19 protein-coding genes are annotated in these 23,807 nt (G+C 46.6%); 8 read left to right on the top strand and 11 right to left on the bottom strand.

All coding sequences use genetic code 11. The features are described 5' to 3' along the window. Window positions 1-88: 88 nt before the first annotated feature. Window positions 89-1,255, top strand: coding sequence for an endonuclease/exonuclease/phosphatase family protein (locus tag FEN17_RS16780; RefSeq protein WP_138366479.1), 1,167 nt, complete (start codon window positions 89-91; stop codon window positions 1,253-1,255). Window positions 1,256-1,337: 82 nt separating this feature from the next. Here the strand turns inward: FEN17_RS16780 and FEN17_RS16775 are convergent, their stop codons facing one another. The 7 genes from FEN17_RS16775 to tsaE form a co-directional block, all read right to left on the bottom strand. Next, window positions 1,338-4,310, bottom strand: a complete 2,973-nt coding sequence (locus tag FEN17_RS16775; RefSeq protein WP_138366478.1) for a glycosyltransferase family 117 protein — start codon at window positions 4,308-4,310, stop codon at window positions 1,338-1,340. Between the two features lie 143 nt (window positions 4,311-4,453). Continuing rightward, on the bottom strand, window positions 4,454-5,779 hold the full coding sequence (locus FEN17_RS16770; protein WP_138366477.1) for an ABC transporter permease: 1,326 nt from the start codon (window positions 5,777-5,779) through the stop codon (window positions 4,454-4,456). Window positions 5,780-5,812: 33 nt separating this feature from the next. Then, entirely contained in the window at window positions 5,813-6,727 is a 915-nt protein-coding gene (locus FEN17_RS16765) for an ABC transporter ATP-binding protein (protein WP_138366476.1), read from the bottom strand. Between the two features lie 86 nt (window positions 6,728-6,813). Beyond that, window positions 6,814-7,248, bottom strand: coding sequence for a hypothetical protein (locus FEN17_RS16760; RefSeq protein WP_138366475.1), 435 nt, complete (start codon window positions 7,246-7,248; stop codon window positions 6,814-6,816). 77 nt (window positions 7,249-7,325) lie between these two features. Further along, a complete protein-coding gene (locus FEN17_RS16755) occupies window positions 7,326-7,730 on the bottom strand; it encodes a hypothetical protein (RefSeq protein ID WP_138366474.1) in 405 nt (134 codons plus the stop codon). Between the two features lie 24 nt (window positions 7,731-7,754). Continuing rightward, window positions 7,755-8,981, bottom strand: coding sequence for an alanine dehydrogenase (locus tag FEN17_RS16750; protein WP_138366473.1), 1,227 nt, complete (start codon window positions 8,979-8,981; stop codon window positions 7,755-7,757). 30 nt (window positions 8,982-9,011) lie between these two features. Then, window positions 9,012-9,452: a tRNA (adenosine(37)-N6)-threonylcarbamoyltransferase complex ATPase subunit type 1 TsaE gene (gene tsaE, locus FEN17_RS16745; RefSeq protein ID WP_138366472.1), complete on the bottom strand. Its 441-nt coding sequence runs from the start codon at window positions 9,450-9,452 to the stop codon at window positions 9,012-9,014. A 207-nt stretch (window positions 9,453-9,659) separates the two neighbouring features. Between tsaE and FEN17_RS16740 the strand changes: the two genes are divergently transcribed. Both FEN17_RS16740 and FEN17_RS16735 read left to right on the top strand, forming a co-directional pair. Then, window positions 9,660-10,613 carry a sugar phosphate isomerase/epimerase family protein gene (locus FEN17_RS16740; protein ID WP_138366471.1) on the top strand — a complete coding sequence of 318 codons (954 nt, stop codon included), beginning with the start codon at window positions 9,660-9,662 and terminating at the stop codon, window positions 10,611-10,613. 68 nt (window positions 10,614-10,681) lie between these two features. Continuing rightward, complete coding sequence (locus tag FEN17_RS16735) at window positions 10,682-11,719, top strand: Gfo/Idh/MocA family oxidoreductase (protein ID WP_138366470.1); 1,038 nt, start codon at window positions 10,682-10,684, stop codon at window positions 11,717-11,719. 72 nt (window positions 11,720-11,791) lie between these two features. Here the strand turns inward: FEN17_RS16735 and FEN17_RS16730 are convergent, their stop codons facing one another. Further along, on the bottom strand, window positions 11,792-12,148 hold the full coding sequence (locus tag FEN17_RS16730) for a T9SS type A sorting domain-containing protein (RefSeq protein ID WP_138366469.1): 357 nt from the start codon (window positions 12,146-12,148) through the stop codon (window positions 11,792-11,794). Between the two features lie 484 nt (window positions 12,149-12,632). Between FEN17_RS16730 and FEN17_RS16725 the strand changes: the two genes are divergently transcribed. The 5 genes from FEN17_RS16725 to FEN17_RS16705 all read left to right on the top strand — a co-directional run bounded on the left by FEN17_RS16725 (window position 12,633) and on the right by FEN17_RS16705 (window position 14,626). Continuing rightward, window positions 12,633-13,181, top strand: a complete 549-nt coding sequence (locus FEN17_RS16725) for an RNA polymerase sigma factor (protein ID WP_138366468.1) — start codon at window positions 12,633-12,635, stop codon at window positions 13,179-13,181. An 11-nt stretch (window positions 13,182-13,192) separates the two neighbouring features. After that, window positions 13,193-13,582 (top strand): hypothetical protein, encoded by a 390-nt coding sequence (locus FEN17_RS16720; protein WP_229208854.1) that lies wholly within the window; start codon window positions 13,193-13,195, stop codon window positions 13,580-13,582. Window positions 13,583-13,699: 117 nt separating this feature from the next. Continuing rightward, window positions 13,700-13,957, top strand: coding sequence for a hypothetical protein (locus tag FEN17_RS16715; protein ID WP_138366467.1), 258 nt, complete (start codon window positions 13,700-13,702; stop codon window positions 13,955-13,957). Window positions 13,958-13,960: 3 nt separating this feature from the next. After that, entirely contained in the window at window positions 13,961-14,179 is a 219-nt protein-coding gene (locus FEN17_RS16710) for an MFS transporter (RefSeq protein ID WP_138366466.1), read from the top strand. A gap of 12 nt (window positions 14,180-14,191) precedes the next feature. Next, window positions 14,192-14,626 (top strand): Hsp20/alpha crystallin family protein, encoded by a 435-nt coding sequence (locus FEN17_RS16705; protein ID WP_229208853.1) that lies wholly within the window; start codon window positions 14,192-14,194, stop codon window positions 14,624-14,626. Between the two features lie 99 nt (window positions 14,627-14,725). Here FEN17_RS16705 and FEN17_RS16700 read toward each other — a convergent pair whose 3' ends face one another. From FEN17_RS16700 to FEN17_RS16690, 3 genes are all read right to left on the bottom strand, one after another. Continuing rightward, window positions 14,726-16,504: a RagB/SusD family nutrient uptake outer membrane protein gene (locus tag FEN17_RS16700; protein ID WP_138366465.1), complete on the bottom strand. Its 1,779-nt coding sequence runs from the start codon at window positions 16,502-16,504 to the stop codon at window positions 14,726-14,728. Between the two features lie 40 nt (window positions 16,505-16,544). After that, window positions 16,545-19,733: a SusC/RagA family TonB-linked outer membrane protein gene (locus FEN17_RS16695; RefSeq protein ID WP_138366464.1), complete on the bottom strand. Its 3,189-nt coding sequence runs from the start codon at window positions 19,731-19,733 to the stop codon at window positions 16,545-16,547. A gap of 479 nt (window positions 19,734-20,212) precedes the next feature. Beyond that, window positions 20,213-23,770: a VCBS repeat-containing protein gene (locus tag FEN17_RS16690; RefSeq protein WP_138366463.1), complete on the bottom strand. Its 3,558-nt coding sequence runs from the start codon at window positions 23,768-23,770 to the stop codon at window positions 20,213-20,215. Between the last annotated feature and the right edge of the window lie 37 nt (window positions 23,771-23,807).

The following is a 23,807-nucleotide window of genomic DNA, read 5'->3' as shown; positions in this document are numbered from 1 at the left end:
AGCTGCTTCCGTACGGGGGCGGCTCTTTTTATTTACAGCATTACTATTATTTTTATCATTCAAGTCCACATCAACATTTTAATTTAAAATGAAAAAGTTACTCCTATTTGGCCTGATGCTCTGCTCTGCACCCACATTTTCAAAAACTGAACTCACCTTTGCCACCTACAATGTGAGCATGGAAGCCGAGAATTATATGCCGAGAGGCACGCCGGGAAACTCTGAGAAGATCCTGATCAAGGAATTGGCGTCGGGGCAAAATCAGCAGATTAAGAACATTGCGAGCATTGTCAAAACGGTGCGGCCGGATGTGATTTTGCTAAATGAATTTGATTACATCGCGGACCCGAAAGCCGGCATCCTGCAATTTGTGAAGGCTTATTTAAAAGAGGACAGTAATGGTTTGAAAGGAATCGATTATCCCTACTACTATTATTCGACCGTCAACACCGGCCAGCCAAGTCCATACGACCTGAACCGTGATGGGAAGAAAGAGAACCTGGGCAATGATGCGTGGGGCTTTGGAAATTTTCCCGGTCAGTACGGTATGGTACTGCTGTCGAGGTATCCGATCGAGACGAAAGATGTGCGCACTTTCCAGCATTTCAAGTGGAAAGATATGCCCGGCGCTTTGAAGGTAACCAATGCCGACGGCAGCGACTGGTATGAGCCGGATGCCTGGAAGCAATTTCCACTGTCGTCTAAATCACATTGGGATATCCCTGTGAAAGTGGGAAACAATGTAATTCACTTTCTGGCAAGCCACCCTACCCCGCCCAGTTTCGACGGCGCGGAAGACCGGAACGGAAAACGCAACCACGACGAGATCAGGTTTTGGAAAGACTATATCAGCGATAGCGACGCTGCTTACATTTATGACGATAAAGGAAAATACGGCGGCTTGAAACCGGATTCCCGCTTCGTCATTCTGGGTGACCAGAATGCGTCACCGGACGAAGGAAATGCGATTTCAGAAGGCATTAAGTCACTTCTGGCCAGCCCGAAAGTAAATAGTGAACTGGCGCCAGCCAGCAAAGGCGGCGCGGAACATAGCGCGTCAAATGCTTTTGCCAAAAACCACACAGCATTCTGGCGCATGCGCGCGGATTACGTGCTGCCTTCGAGGAAAGGTTTTCAGGTGATTGATAGCGGTGTTTTCTGGCCGGCCAAAGGCGAGCCGATGGCGGATCTGGTGGAGAAGCGGGAGTCGAGCTCGGACCACCGGATGGTTTGGGTGAAGGTGAAAGTGCAGTAGTTTGTCATGCCGAAGTTTGTCATGCTGAGCGCAGTCGAAGCGTCACGTAAAGTGCTTCGACTGCGCTCAGCATGACAAGGACTTACTGGCCTCCGTACATATTGAAAGCCTGCAAATGCTTTTGGAAAACTGCTTCGTATTTCTTTGCGACGGCTTCCTGTTTTGCTTCGCGGCATTCCTGCACGATGATTTGCAGAATGTACAGGTACACATTGCTGTCGCGGCGGCGGGTGGTACCGTTGTCTTTGGCCCAGGTCAGCACCTCATCAGCACGGTTGACCATCGTTTCAGCGATTTCCAATGCTCTTTTTGTTTCTCCCAGATCAAATAATGGCCCGATGAAATTGGCCGAGAACTGATCGTACGGAATACTCTTATCCGGCATCGTTGCAAGCGATTTGTCTATCGCTTTTTTGGCTTCGTCTTTTCTGCCGTCGGCGATCAGCTGACCGGCAAGACGCAAGAATGCGATACGCGCAGTAGCTACCGGAGAACCGAGGTATGTATTGTCATAGTACGTTTTCGGATTGTCGAGATCGCGCCAGAACATTTTGGTCATCAGGTTATTGTACATGACGTCGGAGTTGACATATCCGTCGTTTGCACCAGGCACTTTCACCGGCAGCAAGCGGTAGGCGTAACCTTCCAGCTGCATGTATTCTTTCAAATTCAGGTAACTCGAACCACCCAATGTTGACGAGAAATAGATCGGACGTACCCAATCATTCGTGGCAATAATATCGAGCATAATCAGGTCTGATTTATACAAATCACCCTTGCCGATCGTCCAGCTGATCGAATCGCTCACAAATGGTACGAGGTCTTTTTTAATGATATTCATTTTCTTCACTGCATCCGCATTCACTGGCAGGAACAGCACCGAAGATGGCAGAATCGACGTCATATCACCGCTGGTCAGAGGCACCTGGATCGCCTTGTTTTCCTGTTTTACCAGGCCCAGATACTCTTTCAGGTTGATACCACCTTTCACACTCGGAATCTCGTAGAAGGGTACAATGTCATTTTTACCAAATGCATAATTGTTTTTATCCAGAGAGATCGGCAATGCTTCTGAGAGGTACGTTTTGCGCTTCATCTGGTCGATATACCAGTCAGTGCCCAGCAAGCTGAGGTTACAAACGCGGACATCGGTACGGAAACCTTCCACTTCCTGCACATACCACAGCGGGAATGTATCATTATCACCGCCCGTGAAAAGGATCGCATTTGGCGCACAAGAATTCAGCAGGTTTTTGGCAAAATCAACAGAATGGTATCTGTGGTCGCGGTTGTGGTTATCCCAACCTTTTGCACCCATAATGACCGGTACCACAAGGCTTACCGCCGTCGCTACACCGGCGCGGGTCGTAGCGTTTTTGAGGATTTTATTGAATGCATCGGCAATCGCGATCACGCCGTAACCGATCCAGATACAGAAAATATAGAACGAACCCACATAAATGTAGTCACGCTCGCGCGGCTCGGTGGGCGGCGAATTGAGGTAAACAACCAGGGCAACGCCGGTGAGAACAAATAACAATCCCAGCACCAGCAAATCGCGTTTTTGACGCAGGAATACCACGACCAGACCAAACAAGCCCAGCAAAAACGGCAGCATGAAATAGTTATCGTGCGCTTTGTTATTCTGAATTGGTTCCGGGTATTTTTTGGCAATGTCCCACGGCAGCAAATTTCCGGCGCCTTCCTCATCACTTTCGCGCCCGACGAAGTTCCAAAGGAAATACCGCCAGTACATGTGCCCGATTTGATAAGAAAACATGAATGACAGGTTTTCTTTCATGGTCGGTTTCTGGTTCTCTGCCAGGCCGGTCATTTGCCGGTATAACTCGGGGTGGCCTCCCTGGGTGCTGTACATCCTTGGCAACAACATGCTACTGCCGGGTTCGTACTCATATTCAGGACGATAATCGTAAATCGCGTATTTTCCATCCTGCTTGCGGTACATAGGCGCGCCACGTTTCTGGCTTACCGGACGTGATACAAATGATGGTCCGAATAACAGCGGGCGGCTTCCGTACTGCTCTCTTTTTAAGTAGGATACAAAGCTCAGAACATCATTTGGGTTGTTTTCATTGATCGGTGGATTGTACTCGGCACGCACCAGCACCATCAGGTAACTTGCGTAACCAATCAATACAAAAGCGAGTGAAAGCAGGCCGGTATTGAGCAGGACTTTTTCCTTTTTCTGAGAATAACGGATACCCCAGATCAGGGCGCCGATGAAGATAATGATGAAGAAAATCACCCCGGATTTGTAAGGCATTCCGAGCGTGTTGACGAAGAAAATTTCAAACTTACCGGCAACACTTGGAAGTCCCGGAATGATACCGGAGTTGATAATTGCCAGGATCACGAGGCCTCCTACAAATGCGATAACGCCGCCCAGCATGCTGGGTTTTGGGTATTTTTTGAAATAATAAACCAGTGCTAATGCTGGAATCGTCACGAGGTTCAGCAAGTGGACGCCGATGGAAAGACCTACCAGATAGGCGATGAGAATCAGCCAGCGGTTTTCCGTAGCCGGGTCCTGCACGCGTTCCCATTTGAAAACAGCCCAGATCACGATGGCGGTAAAGAAAGACGACATTCCATACACCTCGGCTTCCACAGCCGAAAACCAGAATGAATCGGACCAGGTATATGCCAGCGCTCCTACAATTCCGGCCCCCATCAACAGGATAATGTCGCCTGAATCAAGTTCTTCGTCTGTTTTGGCGATGATCTTGCGGGCAAGTAATGTGATTGTCCAGAACAAAAACAGGATCGTGAATGCGCTGCTGAGTACCGAAACCATGTTGATCCAGTAAGCAACATTGGACAGATCACCGAACGCAAAAAGAGAAAACAGGCGGCCTATTAAAAGAAAAAAGGGTGCTCCCGGGGGGTGAGGCACCTGTAATTTGAAAGCACACGCTATAAATTCTCCGCAATCCCAGAAACTCGCGGTCCGCTCGACGGTAAGCGCGTAGGTTATGAATGCGATGGCGAAGACAATCCAACCCGTAAGGTTGTTGGAACGATTGAAACGGGTCATTTGAAAGAAGGTAGATTTAAAAAGTGTTTATGCAAAACGCGCAAGGATGGTAACGCTTCTGGAGCAGTTTTATCAATGATCGGCCAAAATTAGCAAAATTACCACAACGGCAAGTTTTTCCTTCTCTTAAAAAAAGTTAAGAATCATTTATAAAATATCCACTTTGCGAGCTCTTTGTAGCTCACTTTTTTGCCGTACATGAGGATGCCAACCCGGTAGATACGCGCTGCAAGCCAGGTAGTTCCCATAAATCCGATCACCAGCAAAACCATCGACAGGGCAATCTCCCAGGCGGGTACGCCGAAGGGTATCCGCACCATCATAATGATGGGGGAAGTAAAAGGTATCATGGACGTCCAGAATGCCAGGGTGCCGTCCGGATCGCGCAAAACGAACTGGGCGAAAACGAAGGAAAAGATGATCGGCAGGGTGATGGGCAGCATAAATTGCTGGGTATCCGCATCATTATCGACTGCCGCGCCGACTGCCCCAAACAAGGCGCTGTAAAGCAGATAGCCGCCGAGATAGTAGAACAAAAAGCAGCCCAAAATTAAGGGAATGTTGAGGCTGTTGATCGCGCCCAGTACTTCGGAAACAGGGTTTTCGACATTACCGCCGGGCATTTGCTGACGCGGCATACCTTTCTGGATTTTATCCATTTCCTGCTGTATTTCCGGGGACTCTTTTGCCATTCTGGCACTTACCACCGCCGAAGTTGCGCTGGTGAGACCGGCGGTCAATGTGATCCAGAGAATAAACTGGGTCAGACCGACGAGCGCCACGCCAATGATTTTACCCAACATTAAATCAAAAGGCTTTACGGAAGATATGATCACTTCCACGATGCGGCTCGTTTTTTCCTCGGTAATCCCGCGCATTACCTGCGTTCCGTAAATAAAAACCGACATATAGATCAGAAATGCGCAGATACCGCCGATGACCGTCGCCGCGCCGGAGCTGCTGGTTTTCTCGCCTTCTTCGCTCAGGCTGATCGTTTCGGAATTAACATTCACCCGCGAATCTTCCAGGATTTTATGGGTAATGCCTGCTTCCGAGAGCTTGATGTCTTCTATTTGTTTTTCAATCACTTTTTCAATGTCCGACTTCAAATCCATGCTCACATTTTTGGCGGCATAAATGCGGACGCTTTTCGGCTCCTTGATCACATTTTTTGGAATAAAAACCAGCGCATTCGCGTCGCCATTTTTAAAGTCCGCCTTTGCTTTATCGATCGTGGAATCCAGAAAGCGGAATTTCAATGTTTCCGAATCCTTGAATTCTTTTCTGAACAAACCGCTTTCGTCCAGCACCTGCACGGTTTTCGCATCCACCGAACCCAGCGCTACCCAGATCACCGTCGCATAGAAACCCACAAACAGCAGCGGCCCGAGCAATGTCATCACAAGAAACGACCGTTTCTTCACCCTCACGAGGTATTCTCTCTTGATAACCAGGAAAATATTACGCATTCTCTTTAAGATTAAATAGGAACATTGATCTGTCTAAGCTTCCGGCACTTCATTCACAGAGCGCATAAAAATGTCGCTCATACTCGGGATATTTTCTCCGAACGCACGCACTTCCACTCTTGGTAACAAATTCATTAAAAGCGCATTAGGACTCACATTCTCGCCCAAATGAATGTTGGTCCGGCGGTAACCGTTTTCCAGCTCCTTCTGATCGAGCACATTGAAATCCGAGCCGAGCAAGTCGAGCTCACCTTTATATTCTACAAAATAGGTGTTGGTCTTGAATTGCTCTTTAATCAGGTTTTTGGGACCGTCGAGCACTTTTTTGGATTTGTGAATCAGGGCGATGTTGTCGCAGAGCTCTTCTACGGTTTCCATCCGGTGGGTCGAGAAAATGATCGTGCTGCCTTTCTGTTTGAGTTCAAGAATTTCGTCGCGGATCAGGTTAGCATTGATGGGGTCGAAGCCTGAAAATGGTTCGTCGAGAATGATCAGGTCGGGTTCATGAAGCACTGTGGAAACAAACTGCACTTTTTGCTGCATACCTTTCGAGAGATCGGCCACGCTTTTGTCCCACCAGGTTTTAATGTCAAATTTGATAAACCAGGTTTTCAGCTTTTCCATCGCCTGTTTTTGCGACAAACCTTTGAGCTGTGCGAGGTACAGCAGCTGCTCTCCGACTTTCATTTTTTTATACAAGCCCCTCTCTTCCGGCAGATAGCCGATCCGGGAAATGTGGCTAGAATTCAAATGTTCACCGTCGAACAAAATTTCGCCTTTATCGGGGCCGGTGATCTGGTTAATGATCCGGATCAGCGACGTTTTGCCCGCACCATTCGGGCCGAGCAGACCGAAAATGCTGCCTTTGGGGATGGAAATGCTGACGTCGTCGAGTGCTACGTGATTGGCGTACTCCTTCGTGACATTTCTGACTTCTATAATATTCATAAGTTGGGAACGCTGTGATAGGACTTCAATATGCGAAAATATACCCAGGCAGGAATAAAGTTATGATGAAACCCGCATATTCCGGTTTAAACGTATTTCTCCCGGATCTGAAAAAGTATCCAAAATCCGACGATACCCGCAAAAATCGCTGTAAAAAGCATAAGCTGCACCAGATTGCTGAACAAGCCGATCAGCAGGGCATAGTAGAGCAAGTTCCAGCCCGATCTTTTCCGCGCGCGCAGGCGGGGAAATGCCATCAGGTACATGATCAATGTAATGATACCCAGGACAATACTGATGTAAAAATTAAACCCAATACCTGGTGCTACCGCCCCCAGACCGAGCGCCGCGCCGGATATCCCGAGTGCCAGCAACAAACCAAAAATGATGATTACGGATAAAATCAGGATAAAATACGGCCCGTATTGCACCAGAAATTCTTTTAGCTTTTCCGGAAATGGCGGGAATTTTTGGAGAAAAATCGGTTCAAGTTCTTTTTCGAGCGGTAGTTTTGGTTGCATATAGGTACGTTGAGGTGTTAATTTTAAATAACAGGGCTAATCTTCCGCCTCAACCTAATCCTCCAAAACAAATACGATCAGTCCTCGGGGTAGGGAACAAATACAAATCCTGAAAATTCGCCGATCAGCGCGAAGAGACAGCAAAATTCATCCGGGTTCTTATAGTTTTCTGTAAACAACAAAACCGACTCTTCGCCGATCAGTTTCCGGTCGACAAACTCCTGCATGTAAGACGCTTTGTACACATAATGATTCGAAAGCTCTTCCCGATCGATGAGCAGCGCGCCCAGTTCCACTTCATTATTGGTAACAGCAAAAATCGGATGTTCCGAAAATCCACGTTTCCTGATCTGGTAGGACGCTTCTTTCAGCTGGTCGGCCACTTTGATAAAATCCTCTGATATATAGCCCATCAGCTTCTGGTTCAACTCCGGGGAGTTGGCATCGTCCATCAGGGTATTTTCGTTACTGTTGTTAATCATGATTGGTTTTTAGCTTTAAAAAAATCACATTCTCGCCGCGAGAAGCAACGTCAGGTCCTTGTATCTCATATCAAAACTCCTGGCAATGTGTGAGTTGGTCAATGTTCCTTTGTGGCAGTACACCCCTTTCATAAACCATCTGTTGGCATAAATCATTTCCTCAATACCGCCGATGGTTCCGGTTTGCAATAAAAATGGCAAAAATACATTGCTTAGCGCCGTACTGGCCGTATGCGCCACCCGCGACGGAATGTTGGGCACGCAATAATGCACCACATCATTGTATTTGAATGTCGGGTGCTTGTGGCTGGTCATTTTGGAAGTTTCAAAAGAGCCGCCCTGGTCAATGCTGACGTCGATGATCACCGACCCCGGCTTCATCTGGGATACCATTTCCTTCGTTACTACCAGCGGACTGATCCCGTTTTCGGCACGCATGGTGCCGATGACCACGTCCGCCCTGGCGATTGCCTCTCCTAATGTTGCCGAGTCAATAATAGAAGTGTAAATGTTTTGCCCGATAGAATATTTGAGCCTTTGCAGGCGGTAAATGTGTTTATCAAAAACTTTAATGTCGGCGCCGACGCTGATCGCCGCGCGGGTCGCATATTCGGCAACGGTACCTGCGCCAAGGATTACGATTTTAGTCGGTGGAACGCCGGTAATACCTCCCAGGATAATGCCGCGACCACCATTTGGGGTGGATAAATATTCCGCGGCGATCAGTAAAACGGTACTCCCTGCAATCTCGCCCATCGCCCGGATGATTGGCTTCCCTCCTACCTTGTCTTCGATCAGTTCGTAACCGATACCGGTGATTTTCAACTCATTAAGCCGCTCGAAGTAACGTCTGTCATGGGCGGGCAGGTTTAATGCTGAAATAAGGGTAGTACCGGATTTAATATACCTGAACTCCTCCTCGACCAGCGGCTCTACTTTTAATATTACCTTGGCTTGATATACTTCCTCGACACTTTGCACAATGTGCGCGCCGGCCTCGCTGTATTCGTGATCCGAAAGATTGGCAGCCTTCCCGGCATCTTTTTCCACCCAGACTTCGTGGCCATTTCTGACAAGTATCGCGACGGCGTCGGGCGTAAGTGCGATGCGGCTTTCCTGCAAAGAAACTTCCTTGGGCAGGCCAATGTGCAGCGAATTCTGGTCCTTACGAACTGCCATCAACGATTCTTGCGGATACAGTACCGACTGCTTGGCAAGCTCTTCAAAGCCGGTAATCTGAGGTTGTGCCATTAATGAGCAAAAATGAAAGTGAAACCAATTTTAAGACCCCAATACCTTTGTAACCTTCAACATTCTCATACCACTTTCGTCGGCCTGAAGGTTGAGATATAAATACTTCTCGGGCCACAGCGACTCGATTTTGACCGGCCACTCGACAAAACAGAAATCGCCGGAATAGAAATATTCTTCCACACCCATATCCAGCGCCTCGGTCTCGTCCTTAATGCGGTAAAAATCAAAATGATAAATGAGTTTTCCACCCGCTTCATACTCGTTGACGAGCGAAAATGTAGGACTCTGAATGTGTGAAGTTACGCCTAATCTCTCGCAGAGCGCTTTGATCAGTGTTGTTTTTCCAGCGCCCATTTGACCTTCAAAAAGCCACACCGGAGTATCTCCGCCCAGATCCAGCAGGCGGGCGGCTACTTGTTCCAGTTCATCAAGGGCTTTGAAATGTAAGATGGCAGGCTCGGCGGTCATGCAGCAAAAATACACATTTTAAAAAAAAGGTCAGCCTCGCACCTGCCATTCCTTTGCAGACTTTTTCCGGTGCGCAAATTGTGTTCTTTATATATGATAAAACTTTCTTTTTCCGGGTCGAAGCCAACATTGCGCGTCCTAAAAGTGAATGATTTGATAAGAAGGTAAAAAGTGCAGCTTACACACTTATGAATCAAAACGAAGACGATGAACGAGCACATTTCCAGACGTAATTTCCTCATCAACAGCGCTATCGCTGGTAGTATCATTCCGGGTGTGGTTAGTCAGGCAATCTCAAAACCGAAAACAACCTGGGCTGATACTCCGAAGATCAACATCTTCTCCAAGCACCTGCAATTCCTGAATTACCAGGATATGTCCGAAACCGCCAAAGAAATTGGTTTCGACGGAATTGATCTGACCGTGCGCCCGAAAGGTCACGTAGTGCCGGAAAAAGTGGAAACTGATCTGCCGATGGCTGTGGAAGCGATGAAAAAGGTGGGATTTTCGCCGCTGATGTTCTGTACCGCGGTGGAGGATGCGAATAACGCAGTTGATAAAAAAGTATTGGAAACCGCCGCCAAACTGGGTTTCAAATATTACCGCATGAACTGGTATAGGTATAATGAGCAGCAGACCATTCCGGAACAACTGGCCGGTTTTCAGGAAAAAATGATGGGTTTGGGCAAATTAAATGCTCAGATCGGCCTGACGGGTTGTTATCAAAATCACTCCGGCAGAATGGTTGGTGCATCGATGTTCGAAACCTGGAACATTTTACAAAAAGCGGATCCGAAAACGATGGGCGCCCAATACGACATTCGGCACGCGACGGTGGAAGGCGGAATGTCGTGGCAAACTGGTTTTAACCTGATCCGGCCACACATTAAAACAATTGTCATCAAAGATTTTATCTGGGAGAAAAACAATGGTAGGTGGGCCGTGAAAAGTGTCCCGCTGGGCGAAGGGATGGTGGATTTTAAAACGTATTTCAAACTTTTAAAAGACTACAAAATCGAGGTGCCGATATGTCTTCATCTTGAATACCCGCTCGGCGGCGCAGACCAGGGCGCAGACAAGATCACCGTGGATAAAAAAGTGGTTTTCGACGCGATGAAGCGGGATTTGCAAAAAGTAAAGGAACTCTGGGCCGAATCGTAATGCCGCAGGGTTGACTCTTAACCGCTAAAAATTACTTTTGTCTAAAAGTGTAACATACCTTATACAATATGTCTTCAAAAATTTTAAATGTCGGGCTGATCGGCTTTGGATTGTCCGGCCGATATTTTCACTCCCCGTTTCTGAGTACCAATCCGGGTTTTAAGATCAAAACCGTTGTGGAAAGATCTAAAAACGAAGCGCAGGAATTTGACCCGAACATTGAAAACGCCCGCTCTACCGACGAGCTGCTGAGCGACCCTGAAATTGACCTTGTTTTTATCTGCACGCCCAATGATACCCACTTTCCGTATGCGATGGACGCACTGGAAAATGGGAAGCACGTGGTGATAGAAAAACCGTTTGCTGCTACCGAAAGCGAAGCCCGACAGCTGGCAGATTTGGCAAGAGAAAAAGGTTTGATACTGACTGCCTACCAAAACCGTCGCTGGGATTCAGATTTTTTAACCGTAAAAAAACTGATCGCCGAAGGAAAGCTGGGCGACATTGTGGAGTACGAAAGCCGCTACGATCGTTTCAGAGAAGTAGTACCGACCGAATCCTGGAAAGAAAAAAAGGTACCCGTCGGTGGCAATGTATACAACCTCGGCCCGCATTTGATCGACCAGGCGCTGGTGTTATTTGGTGAACCTGAAACTGTTACGGCAGAGATCAGAACCGTGCGTCCAAACAGTGAAGTGGATGATTATTTCGACATTCGGCTGGGTTACAAAGACAAGCTGGTAATCGTCAAGTCAAGCCTGATGGTTTACGAAAACAAGCTCCGGTACGTTTTGCACGGGACCAAAGGCTCTTTCATCAAAGGCGGCCTCGATCCGCAGGAGGAAACATTAAGAAAAAACATTCTGCCTACCGAGCAGCCGTGGGGCATCGAACCGGAAGACCGCTGGGGAACCTTGTACAGCAAAGATTTTACCGGAATTATCGAAAGTGAAGCCGGCGACTATGCGCCTTTTTACCAGAATGTGTACGATGCAATTGTAAATGGCGCCGAACTTGACGTAAAACCGGAAGAGGTAGTACGCACCGCCCGGGTAATTGACCTGGCATTCAAGAGCAGCGAAGAGAAGCAGGTGATGACTTATTAAGTCGGTTTTTATAAAAACAATAAAAGGCAGCCCGAGACCCGGACTGCCTTTTTCATGCCGATAAGCGGCTGATTATTTTACTACTGCAACAACCTGACGTTTTGTTTCAGTCGAGATAGAGAATGGTTTAGAAGAAATTTCACCGCCATTGTTGATCACGAATGTGTAAGTACCGTCTGAAAGGTTCGACAAGTCGAATACTTTCGAGAAGTTTTCAGATTTTGGAAGGTTTGAGCTGTAAACAGTATCGCCGCCGAAATCTTTGATTACGATAGAGGATCTTTCTTTTACGTTGTCAAGAGAAAGTTTGAATTTCAATTCGCCTGTTGAAACCAACTCAATTGAAGTGTTTGCTTTTTCGCCAGCGATAGAAAGGTTTGCAGCTGATACTCCCACCAAAACTGCGATTGTCAAAAATACTTTTTTCATGTTTCCTAATGTTTAATGTCTAACTAATGTTCTGTTGTACTTTTTGAATATTTGCACTTAATCGAAATCTACTTAGCAAGTCAGGCTCTAAAACGCTGTGTCCGACTGGTTTGATGATTCAAATGTAGGCAACATCTTCAATACAAGTCAATAACCGCATTTTCACATTAAGAAAGTTCTTTTTAGTGTGATCTATAAATATAGGAATAGTGATACGTTTATAACAAAAGTACAACAAGTCGTTTGAAATTTGACAGTTAAATTAGAAAAGTACAAATCCCGCCTTGTTGTACAAAACCAAGAATAAGCATTGACAATTGTTCATCTGACATTTAAAGGGAATTTGGGAACATTACAGATCGAAAGAATTCGTGGTGAAGTCGCGGCCACCGCTGCGGTGCATTCGTGGCAAAAAAATCCTCAGAACATTAAAGTATTTTAGAAAACCACCCGTCTATTAATCTGCAATCAATCCTCCGGTCAGTTGTCCCAGAAGAAACCAAATATCATTCAAACCGTCACATCATACAGTAAGCAGCTGCTGAGCTTTATCCGGCAGCGTGTGAACACCGATGAGGACGCGGAAGATATTTTGCAGGATGTGTGGTTTCAACTAAGCAGCCTGCCTGAGATAGAGGCGATTGAACAGATCGGAAGTTGGCTTTACCGGGTTGCCAGAAACCGTATCATTGACAAGTACCGCAAACAAAAACCGGATTCGCTGGAAGATCATGGTTATGAGGACGAGGAGGGCGAATTTCACTTCAAAGATATCCTGCTCGCCGACGACAATACGCCGGAAACGGCTTATATGAAAGACCTTTTCTGGGAGCAGCTGCAACTGGCCCTGGCAGAGCTGCCCGAAAACCAGCGGAACGTCTTTATATGGAATGAGCTGGAAGACCAGACATTTCAACAAATCTCAGACAGGACGGGCGACAACATTAAAACATTGATATCACGTAAACGTTACGCGGTCCAGCATTTGCGGGAACGATTAGATTCTATTTACCGGGAGTTCGTTAATTATTAAATTTGGTGATCATGAACCAGCAAGACAGACATAAAAAGCGCTTCGCATTTATTCCGGTTTTTATCATAGCCGGGATTTTCGCCCTGGCAGCAGTGGTGCGTTTTCTTTGGAATAAAATACTTCCCGAGGCAGTTGGGGCCAACCCGATTTCCTACTGGCAGGCGCTGGGATTGTTTGTTTTATGCAAGATACTTTTCGGCGGATTTCGCGGCCGGCCTGACCGTAACAAGCAGTGGGGCGGCTGGCAAAAATTTAATCGCGGAGGCGGTCCGGGAAGCCAGTTTGGCAACCTTCGGGGTAAATGGATGAGCATGAGCGACGAGGAGCGCCAGCGTTTCAAACAGGAAATGAAAAGAAGATGCGGCAGGCCACCTGGGGCCAGGCCTCCGGAGAATATTTAACCTAAAACCCGGCCCAGAAAGCCGGGTTTTATTTTTACAAAAATTAAAGTATTTCTGCTTTCTCCACGTCTGCCCTATTGTACACAATGTTGTGTAACATTCTAACAATCAGACGCCATGATCGCACCCATTTTGAAAGTTGTAGCCGCGGGTATCCTTGGAGGCATCCTGCTTTTTGCCATCCCCTTTATTTTATTCAGGGTCGTATTTTTCTTCCTTTTTATCGGCTTCATTTTCCGGTTAATAGCCGGGCGACGCGCCAGAAGATGGAGAAGGTTTCACCCATATTACAGCAACTATGAAGTGGTAGAACCCTTTCGCGGAAAAGAAGAAGGACTTCATGATCATTTTAACCAAAATCCAAAACAGATATAAATCATGAGACGAAGCACAAGAGCGTTGCTCGGGATCAGCGTAGCGCTGGTCACCGCAGCGACCCTGCACCTGACGGTCGGGGATCGTTTCCACCGCAGTATGTGGGGACAACATGGCGGCTACGGCTGCGGCCAGCATTCCTGGAAAAACCATCACCGGGATGCACATAGCAGTCACGAAAATGCACAGGAAAGGCCTGTGGAGAATTCAGATAACCAATAAATAGAAAAAACAATGTGTAACAGATATGGAAACCGTGGAGTAGGCATGCGTGCCTTCGGCCACCATGGTTTTGGCATGGGCCACGAACATTTTGGCAGGGGCTTCGGCGGCGGCCGGAGAGAATACCGAGTACCGGTAAATATTGTAAAAAATGCCAGCACCTACGAGCTTTTCGTTTTCGCGCCCGACCGGTCGAAAGAGGATTTCAAGATTAACATTAAAGGTCACGAGCTGACCATCTCCTACGCATTCAGCGAGGAAGCGAAGGACAACAAAAACTGGATCAGGCACGAGTTCAGCAAAACTTCTTTCGAGCGGAGCTTCATGATTGATGAAACGGTGGATGCGGAGAACATTCGTGCAGAATATGTGAATGGTATCCTACAACTTACATTGCCCATCATTCCCGGCTCTGAAAAACCTGCCCAGGAAATCAGGGTTAACTAATTAACTATTAGCCAAACACTAAGAAAGCCTCTGCACTGAATGTACAGAGGCTTTTCTGATTACAACGCTTAACAAATATTGGTATATACTAACCAAAAACTATTTATAGGCCGGGTCTTGGGTGAGGGTCGCTGCACCTGCTTTATATGACCGGTCAATTGCTTCCTGAGGAATCGGGAAATATTCGTTTTTGCCTTTTGTGAACACCGCACCTTTTTTGTAAACACGTTTGGTTTGTTCAACTGCCACGTATTTGTTCAAAGTTTCAGCGGCAATTCCCCAACGTTGCAAGTCGAAGAAACGGTGGCCTTCCATCGCAAATTCAAGGCGCTCTTCAAACCTTACTGCTTTTCTGGCAGTTGCGGCGTCCGCCCAGGCTGCATCGTAAGTTTTGATCAGATAGTTTGCAGCCGGCTCGTTTAGCACGGTATAATCATCACGCGACTTGGTTCCCTGAACTGCTTTTTTCACAAAACCGGCAGGATTAGCAGCCCGGGTACGGATCTGGTTTACCAGTTTTCTGGCATTTTCCAGGTTACCCAGCTCCACTTCCACCTCTGCAAGCCACAGCAGGATCATACCATAGCGCATAATGCGGTAGTTGTTGCTCGACAGGTTACCCCAGCCATTGATACCAAATCCGGCTTTTTCAGAAATGTGCTTTTTAGGAGAATAAGGTCCTGCATAAGTCTGATCGCGGATGAAGTCGCTGCCATGGATTTTGAAATCTTTGAAAAGAATGCCACGGCGGCCAACTGTCTGATCCAGACGTGGATCTAATGTTCCTGTGTAAGGCTCGAAAGGATCTGAATATTTCAAGCCCTGGTCGTTTTTCACATCGGAGTCATTGAATGTATCTAGCAAAGGATGTCCGGTAGCGTCGGTTTTAAATGCATTTACCAGGTTTTGTGAAGGCTGGTAAAATCCGCAGCATCCCCATGGGTCAATGTATGGGTGAGCCAAACCTACGCCCTGATCTGCCGCATCACCGGATGCACTGGAAACAGAGTACTGTATCTCGAAAATCGACTCTGCATTGTTACGGGTAGCAATCAGGAAGTTATCCTCAAACTTAGGCGCCAAGGTGTAGCGGCCGGTTGCGATGATTTGTTCCAGAATTGGTTTCGCTTTTTGCAATGCCGGCAGGTTCACAGCTCCCGTCGTCACATTCCAGCCCTGGTACATGTATGCTTTGGCAAGAAAAGCCAGCGCAGCCCATTTAGTAGGACGTCCTGCTTGTGATTGTGTTTCGGGAAGGCCTTCCGACGCAGCTTTCAAATCCGCTTCGATCATCGGCCAAACATCCTTATCATTCGGGATCTTGGTACTTTCCAGATCGTCCAGCTTGTACGTGTTTTCGTCAATGTAAGGGATCGTCTTCCACATTTTCTTCGCTTCGAAGTGGTACAATCCGCGTAGAAATCTGGCTTCCGCGATGATTTGCGCCCTTCTCGTATCAGCTACTTCCGGAACTTCCGCCAGGGTATTGATCACGTCGTTGGTACGTGCAATACCTTTGTAAAGTCCGCGCCACTTGTTTTTAATATGGTTGTTGGTTGGCTGAAAATCCCATTTTTCGATGAAAGATTGCTCAGGCTGGTCACCCGCGTCAGTTCCTTTGTAGGAATCATCAGAAGCCAGCCCACCAAATACCCAGCTCTGGATATCGTTGTTCCAGGAATCCTGACCGTCCAGACCGTTACCATCAATCATTGCATACGCACCGACCAGCAAGCCTTCTACCCCACTTGGAGTTTTAAGTGCAGTCGGGCTGTATTGTCCCTGTGGGTCTCTTGTAAGAAATTCATCTTTACAAGCAGTTACAATACCAATCGCAAAACCGACCCCGCACACATATTTTAAAAATGTCTTATTCATATTACCAGAGGTTTTTAAAGTCAATTAGTTAGGGTAGTGATCAGAAAGAGAAGTTTAAGCCCAGCAGGAATGTCCTGGAAACTGGCATGAAACCTCCGTCAAAGCCCAATGTGTTATCCTGGCCGGTTTGAATCTCAGGGTTAAGACCTGTATACTTGGTAGCAGTCCACATGTTTTGTCCCTGGATATAAACCTGTGCATTAGAGAAGCCGATTTTAGCAGCTGCTGCTTTTGGCACGGTGAATGTCAGCTGCACGTTTTTCAACCGGAAATAGGTTCCTTTTTCTACGAAGTAGCTGGAAGGACGGCTGCTGATCTGATCATCCGCATCCATGATAGGCACGGTACCGCTTTTGTGGTCAGGCTGCCAGGCGTCGTACAATGCACGTTTCGCCCTGTTACCCTGGAACGTATTGAAATCTGTGAAGTAGCGCTGATAGTTGAAGATCTCGTTTCCTACCACACCGTTTCCAAATACAGTCAGGTCAAACATTTTGTAACCCACATTGATGTTGATACCATAAACAAAATCAGGGTGCGGGTTTCCGATTACAGTACGGTCATCATCTGTGATTTTACCGTCATTGTTAACATCCGCAATTTTGAATTTACCAGCCTTGTTGTAAGAACCGTATGGCGCCCAGGCTTTTGCCTCTTCGTCAGACTGGAAAATACCCAATACTTTGTAGCCGTAGTAAGAAGACAGCGGCAAACCAGCCTGTGTCAATGTTACAGATGGAACCCTTGAACCAGCACCGAAGTATTTGGTCGCATCACTTTCATCCAGTTTGTTCACTTTGTTACGGTACATCGAGTAGTTCATCGAAATTCCGTAGCGCAGGTCACCTTTCATAGCCGAATTACGATAGCTGATACCCAGGTCAATTCCTTTGTTGGTCATCGCACCTACGTTGAAGGAAGGAGCGCTCGCGTCACCAGCGGTATAAGTGATTGGCGTTGAGAACAACATATCCGCGGTCTTACGGTTCCAGAAGTCGATTTCAAATGTCAAGGCATCGTTCAGGAATGTTGCATCCAAACCTAGGTTGTTAGATGTAGTAGTTTCCCATTTCGCTTTTGGGTTACCGAATGAAGAAGCATCATACCCGATGGTTGGTTGGCTGCCAGATCCGTCGATTGGATAACCTGCGTGGAAAATATCGGCGCGGTAAGTAGTGTAAGCATTGTAGTCCCCGATTTTCTGGTTACCAGTTCTACCCCATCCGTAGCGGATTTTCATGTCATTGATAAATCCTGCGCTTTTCATGAAATTTTCTTCAGATAACCGCCATCCCGCGCTGAATGCAGGGAACAAAGCGCTTCTGGAAGCCTGCTGGAAACGTGAGGAAGCGTCATTACGCAAAATGAACTGGAACAAATATTTGTCCGCGAACGCGTAGTTCACTTTTCCAAACTGCGAGTAAAGGCTGTAATCCCTGTTCACACCGCCATAGTTGGTCGCTTTTGTTGCATCGCCCAGGTTCAGGTAGTTGATGATAGAAGGAATTTCAAACGCATATCCGGAGCGGCTTGCACCAAATTCCTCGGCGAATTCGCGGATAGACTCGATACCTACGTAAGCATCCACCTTGTGATTGGTACCAAAGTTTTTAGAGTAGCTTAAAGTGTTTGTCCAAACCCATTGATAAGAATAATAATCGGTCGAAGTCGATCCGTTGTTGAAGCTACCTTCCACATACTCAGGGTTGGCGCGGCCAATGTAACGACCTCTCTGGCTCACACCGTCGATACCCAAGCTGGTTTTTAATGTTAAGTTAGGGATGATGTCAAACTCGCCGTAAATGTTACCGAAAGCGCGCAGACGCAATGTACGGTTGTCTTTTTCACGATAAAGTGTTGCGTATGGGTTGGAGTTGTTACCCAGGTTGGCACCACGTGAACCTGCAAAATTTCCGGCAATGTCGTAAACCGGCAGCAACGGGTGGTGCTTGTAGCTACCGGATACCGCATTTTGTTCCTGGTTGTTACCGAAACCGCCTTTTCTGTTATCAAAAGATACCGCAAGGTTTTCACCTACACGAAGGCGTTTGCCCAGCGCAGAAAATTCAGTGTTAGCACGAACGGTATAACGGTCATACCCAATAAATTTCACCACACCGTCCTGGCTGAAATAACCCACAGACAATGAATAGCGGCTGTTGTCGGTACCGCCGGAAGCAGTCAGCTGATAGTTTTGTATCGGCGCCCGGGTGGTCAGCTCTTTCCACCAGTTGGTGTCTGCAGCTTTGGTGATCGCGTAAATGTTACCAGGCACAAGCGAGTATTTCGCAGGGTCTACCTCCGGGCTACCCGCCTTTCCTTTACTTGGAAAAACGTAGTCAGGAAGCGTCACCTCGCCATTTGGTCCGTAAGTGTACTGACCGTGCGAAGGCGTTTTGCCCGCATATTTATCAGCCAGGTACAGGTATTGTCCAAGCTCTCTTGCATTTAATGCTTCTACGTCCTTATAAGTCTTTTGTGTACCGTAATAAGCATTGAAGGAAATCACCGGCTTACCAATTTTTCCTCTTTTAGTCGTGATAATCACAACCCCGTTCGCCGCACGTGAACCGTAAATAGAGGCCGAAGACGCATCTTTCAGGATCTGAATGGTTTCAATGTCGTTCGGGTTCAGGTTGCCCTGGTTTTCAGTAGGCACACCGTCAATAATGAAAAGCGGGTCGTTGTTACCAATCGTACCGAAACCGCGGATACGTACGGTAGCATTACCGCCGGGCGTTGCATCATTTACAATGTTCAAACCCGACGCACGTCCTTGCAGCTGCTGCGCGAATGTTGTCGCCGGAACCGACTGCAAGTCCTTGGCATTGACCGTTGTAACCGAACCCGTAATGTCTCTTTTAGACTGCGAGCCATAACCTGTTACAATTACTTCTTCCAAAGCGCTCACGTCGCTTGTCATGGTGACGTCGATCACCGTCCTGTTGCCGATGGCCACTTCCTTGGCTGTGTAGCCGATAAAAGAGAACACGAGCGTTTGGGCACTTGGTGGCACTTTGATGGTGTACTTTCCGTCCGCATCCGTCGTCACACCCACTGTTGTTGAACCTTTTAATGTAACCGAAGCTCCGGGTAAGGTCGACCCCGATTGTTCGTCCGTAATTTTCCCGGAAATCGTCATATCCTGGGAAAATACATTTTGGCAAATGAGGAAGAGGAGCATACTAAGGAAGAGCCTGCCTCCTGAGAGAAGGTAATTTTTTTTCATAATGATTTGTTAGGTTAATAATATTAAACCACCCAAAACTATCATTTTTAATCATCAAAAAATCTAATTAACAGATAATATATTCAAATCAATAAATAATTGCACTTTATCGGCTTAATATCTGCTTAAACATTGTACTATTTCTATAATTACCGACTCGTTCTTTGCCATTTTTAATACGATTTTAATGCACCATTTTAAAGTGTCTTTTATACAAATATCACTAGATCAATGATTTAAAGTATAAAATCGGTTACTTAACATATCTTTTTTATAGAAAATTATCAACACTAGAAGTATGAGGCAAATGCGCCTGGATGGTTACTTAATGATAAAAATATAGTTACACAATGTAACAGAATATTTATAACTGTATGAATGACATTTTATACGTTTATTGGAAATGTCATATATTCATAAAGCATAAAAAAGCCTGGAAAACAGATTTTCCAGGCTTAAAAAATGTCAATATCGTATAACTATTTTACTTGCCGCTTTTTACCGTCCGAACTAAAAATAGTGGCCTCAGTTACATTTGAAGGCAGGAAAAGTACATGTGACGACTGTGAAAGAAAGGACGACCCAAGACTGAATTCTTCCTTTCTTGACTTTCCATTCTGATATTTTAGAATAGCGTAATCCTCTGTCGGTTGCAATGGAAATCTTCGCATTTGATTTGCGCTCCGGTGAAATCTCAGCGAATCCCGGTTTTGCGAGGTCACTGTAAGCCAATCAGCGCCCGAAGTGCCGATTTTGACCAGCCCCTTCGCATTTCCCTTGGTCATGTAACCACTTTCAGCCATATTCATCGGCGTAAAGCCTCCTTTTCCATTTCCTTTTAGCACAAGTCCGTACAATGCATCGTAGCGTCCGACGGACACTTCCGAACCATAATCATTGCCCGAGAGCATCACATCCAGGTTACCGTCCTGGTCAAAATCCTCTGCAACCATTCCAAAAAGCGGCGCAAATTGTGCCCGGAGTGGCAAAGAATGCAACTTAAACTTCCCGCCACCCAGATTCTCCACATAACTACTATGCATATACGTCGCGGAAACATGCAGCGCATCCTTTAATTCTTCCGGTTTAAATATGTCGGGCAAAGTTGCTTCTGAAAACTTCGCGTACTCCTGAAAACGCTGGCGGACCTGGATGATCTGCTTACCCATTTCATCTCGGGTGTTGTAGGGAAATTCTTTATAGCTGCCGTCTGAGGCTTTGTAAAAAACAGTCGGGATTGCGTCATAATACCCATCATTATTAAAATCCTTGGCGTAGATACTCACCGGACGCGTCTCCGAAGCGCGGTTAAGCGAGTTCAGCCCCAGGTTTCCGGCGATGTAATCCATATCGCCATCATTATCAAAATCCCCGGATACCAGGCTACCCCACAATCCTTTCTCTCCTTCCAGACCCGACTGCGCCTTCTTTAATTTACCTTTTTCATTTTTAAAGAATGTCAGCGGCATCCACTCCCCTGCTACCAGCAAATCCGTCCAGCCATCGTTGTCGTAATCAGTCCATAATGCATCGCAGATCAGCCCGATGTTCAGCAATTCCGGCGCAACTGCCGGCGTCACGTCCGAAAAACGGGCCACATTGTTTTTACTGTCATTCCTTAAAACAAAGCTGGAAACCGGCTTTGGATAAGCCCCCGACTCCACGCGCCCGCCGATAAAAAGGTCCAAGTCACCATCTTTATCAAAATCGACTGCCTTCACACAAGAACCATTTACCAAAAACTGCGGCAGCGCAGCCACATCTTGACGAAAGTTACCTTTACCATCATTGATAAACAATGTACTTTTCAGCCCATCAGAACCTGTTTTAAGCTCATAACTACCGCTCACAATAAATAAGTCCAGGTCCTTATCCTGGTCCGCATCGAAAAGCAGGACGCCCATATCTTCCGTAATTTTTTCAACTCCTCCCGCTCCGGGCAAAAGATCCACTACTTTAAACCGACCATTCGGCTGCTGCAATAAAAACCGTCCCTTATGCATATACGCGCCACCGACAAAAATATCATCCAGCCCATCCCCATTCACATCTCCCGCAGCCAGCGCAGGCCCGAATTGTGATAATTTGTGTGGCATCAGCTTCTGCACATTGAAATCAATCATATCAATTTCCTCATGCACATAAGGCACATTCAAAATAGAAGTAATATCCGTAAATAGCGGCTTATGTTTCACTTCAACCGTCTGACTTTCAGTAGGATCAACCGCATTTTTCTCACTCAGCGCCAGCACCTGATTAACTTTTACATCCTTCAAAATCTGACTCATACCACCCGGCCAAGTTACTTTCAGCTGGTCCACTTTTGTGTTTTTACCTAAACCTAAATGCACCACAGGCTCCACCGTGGACAGGTAACCGCGATAGGGCGAATTTTCTGCCACCTGCTTCTCGCCTCCTGCATATTGAATTTCCACCACCGCACCGATACCCGCATGATTATACCTATCCCCTTTAAAACTGATCCTCAAATAGTTACTTTCAGCAGGTTTGAGCTGAATGCTGTTATTGCGATAAACCGTCGCGGAATCATTGATGTTATTTACAATGTAATCCAGATCGCCATCATTGTCCAGATCGGCATAGGCAGCACCACTTGAAAAATCGGGCTTGTCCAGTCCCCACTGTGTGGTGACATCCTCAAAACCAAGGTTTCCTTTATTTTTAAAAGCAAAGTTCGATATCTTGACCGAGGGAATGTAGCCCAGCATCATCTTCGGTTCCATGATGCTGGAAACCTCGGCACGGTAGGCGACAAAATCCATATCCGTGATGTCTTTGGGAAATCCGTTTGTGATGATAATATCCCGCAAACCATCATTATCGAAGTCCGTCACCATCGGTGTCCAGCTCCAATCCGTCTCTGCAATCCCGCTCAGCAGCCCGATTTCACTGAAAACCGGATCCTTACTTTTCGGATCGGCCTTGCCCATATTGAGCTGCAATGTATTACGCGCCACCTGATACTGGTAGCCAAACAACTCGTTGTTCTGATACGTGACATAATTGTAAGGCGGCGTCATCATTTTTTTCCGCTTGTTCGTCGCCGGCATCATATCCACCGCGATCACATCCACCAAACCATCGTTATTAATGTCCGCTACATCATTTCCCATCGCCGATTGCGAGGTATGCTTGAAATAGCTAGCGGCCTTATCGGTGAAAGTTCCGTTACCATTATTGATATACAAAAGGTCATTGGTAATGTAGTCATTGGTCACGTAAATGTCCTTCCAGCCGTCCTGGTTCACATCCGTCACATTCACGCCCAGCCCATACCCCTCGATCAGGATACCCGCTTCTTTCGACACATTGGTAAAAACCGGATGTTTCAATGTTGCATCCCAATCATTTTTATAAAGCCTCGAAGTACGCTTTGACGAGCCGTCGACTACTTTTTTGTGATACCGGTTTGGGAAATTCGTATCATCCATTTCATTCACTACCAGGAATAGATCCAGGTCGCCATCATTGTCATAGTCAAAAAACGCTGCATTGGTAGTATGCGTCGTATCCGCAATGCCATACTCCTTGCCCATTTCTTTAAAAACCGGAACATTATCAGCGCCCACGCCCTGATTAACATACAGCAGGTTTTCACGCTGCGCAGCCACTTTTCTCACCGATGAACAAACGTAAATATCCAGCAGATTATCATTATTAATATCCACCAGCGCCACGCCCATCGCCCACTTATCCTTGCCGGCAACCTGGGCTTTTTCAGTTACATCTTCAAATTTGAAATCACCTTTATTGAGATACAGCTTGTTATCGACCGTATTTCCGGCAAAATAAACGTCCGGCAGACTATCATTATTAAAATCACCCAAAGCCACCCCGCCGCCATTATACACATATTCGAAAGCCAGAATGTTCATCGTATCATTCTCCGCGATGCGGTTCGAAAACTGGATGCCCGTCTCGTCGCTATCCAGTTGCGTGAAGGTCTTGACCTCTTTTTTACAGGATGCAAAAAGAAGCGCAACTGGGATCGCCAGCGTAAGTAACTTAAAGTACATTAGATTAATGCAAGAAATTGACAGAAATGGGATATTT

Origin of the sequence: Dyadobacter luticola (assembly GCF_005860805.1) — a bacterium.
Classification (GTDB): Bacteria; Bacteroidota; Bacteroidia; order Cytophagales; family Spirosomataceae; genus Dyadobacter; species Dyadobacter luticola.
This window is presented reverse-complemented; position numbering and strand designations above follow the sequence as displayed.

Excerpts from the sequence above, each read along its gene's own strand:
- FEN17_RS16700 (WP_138366465.1), bottom strand. The coding sequence starts at position 16,504 with ATGAATAAGACATTTTTAAAATATGTGTGCGGGGTCGGTTTTGCGATT.
- FEN17_RS16750 (WP_138366473.1), bottom strand. The coding sequence starts at position 8,981 with ATGGCACAACCTCAGATTACCGGCTTTGAAGAGCTTGCCAAGCAGTCG.
- FEN17_RS16780 (WP_138366479.1), top strand. The coding sequence starts at position 89 with ATGAAAAAGTTACTCCTATTTGGCCTGATGCTCTGCTCTGCACCCACA.
- FEN17_RS16770 (WP_138366477.1), bottom strand. The coding sequence starts at position 5,779 with ATGCGTAATATTTTCCTGGTTATCAAGAGAGAATACCTCGTGAGGGTG.
- FEN17_RS16690 (WP_138366463.1), bottom strand. The coding sequence starts at position 23,770 with ATGTACTTTAAGTTACTTACGCTGGCGATCCCAGTTGCGCTTCTTTTT.
- FEN17_RS16740 (WP_138366471.1), top strand. The coding sequence starts at position 9,660 with ATGAACGAGCACATTTCCAGACGTAATTTCCTCATCAACAGCGCTATC.
- FEN17_RS16735 (WP_138366470.1), top strand. The coding sequence starts at position 10,682 with ATGTCTTCAAAAATTTTAAATGTCGGGCTGATCGGCTTTGGATTGTCC.
- FEN17_RS16705 (WP_229208853.1), top strand. The coding sequence starts at position 14,192 with ATGTGTAACAGATATGGAAACCGTGGAGTAGGCATGCGTGCCTTCGGC.
- FEN17_RS16755 (WP_138366474.1), bottom strand. The coding sequence starts at position 7,730 with ATGATTAACAACAGTAACGAAAATACCCTGATGGACGATGCCAACTCC.
- tsaE (WP_138366472.1), bottom strand. The coding sequence starts at position 9,452 with ATGACCGCCGAGCCTGCCATCTTACATTTCAAAGCCCTTGATGAACTG.
- FEN17_RS16775 (WP_138366478.1), bottom strand. The coding sequence starts at position 4,310 with ATGACCCGTTTCAATCGTTCCAACAACCTTACGGGTTGGATTGTCTTC.
- FEN17_RS16710 (WP_138366466.1), top strand. The coding sequence starts at position 13,961 with ATGAGACGAAGCACAAGAGCGTTGCTCGGGATCAGCGTAGCGCTGGTC.
- FEN17_RS16765 (WP_138366476.1), bottom strand. The coding sequence starts at position 6,727 with ATGAATATTATAGAAGTCAGAAATGTCACGAAGGAGTACGCCAATCAC.
- FEN17_RS16760 (WP_138366475.1), bottom strand. The coding sequence starts at position 7,248 with ATGCAACCAAAACTACCGCTCGAAAAAGAACTTGAACCGATTTTTCTC.
- FEN17_RS16730 (WP_138366469.1), bottom strand. The coding sequence starts at position 12,148 with ATGAAAAAAGTATTTTTGACAATCGCAGTTTTGGTGGGAGTATCAGCT.
- FEN17_RS16720 (WP_229208854.1), top strand. The coding sequence starts at position 13,193 with ATGAACCAGCAAGACAGACATAAAAAGCGCTTCGCATTTATTCCGGTT.
- FEN17_RS16695 (WP_138366464.1), bottom strand. The coding sequence starts at position 19,733 with ATGAAAAAAAATTACCTTCTCTCAGGAGGCAGGCTCTTCCTTAGTATG.
- FEN17_RS16715 (WP_138366467.1), top strand. The coding sequence starts at position 13,700 with ATGATCGCACCCATTTTGAAAGTTGTAGCCGCGGGTATCCTTGGAGGC.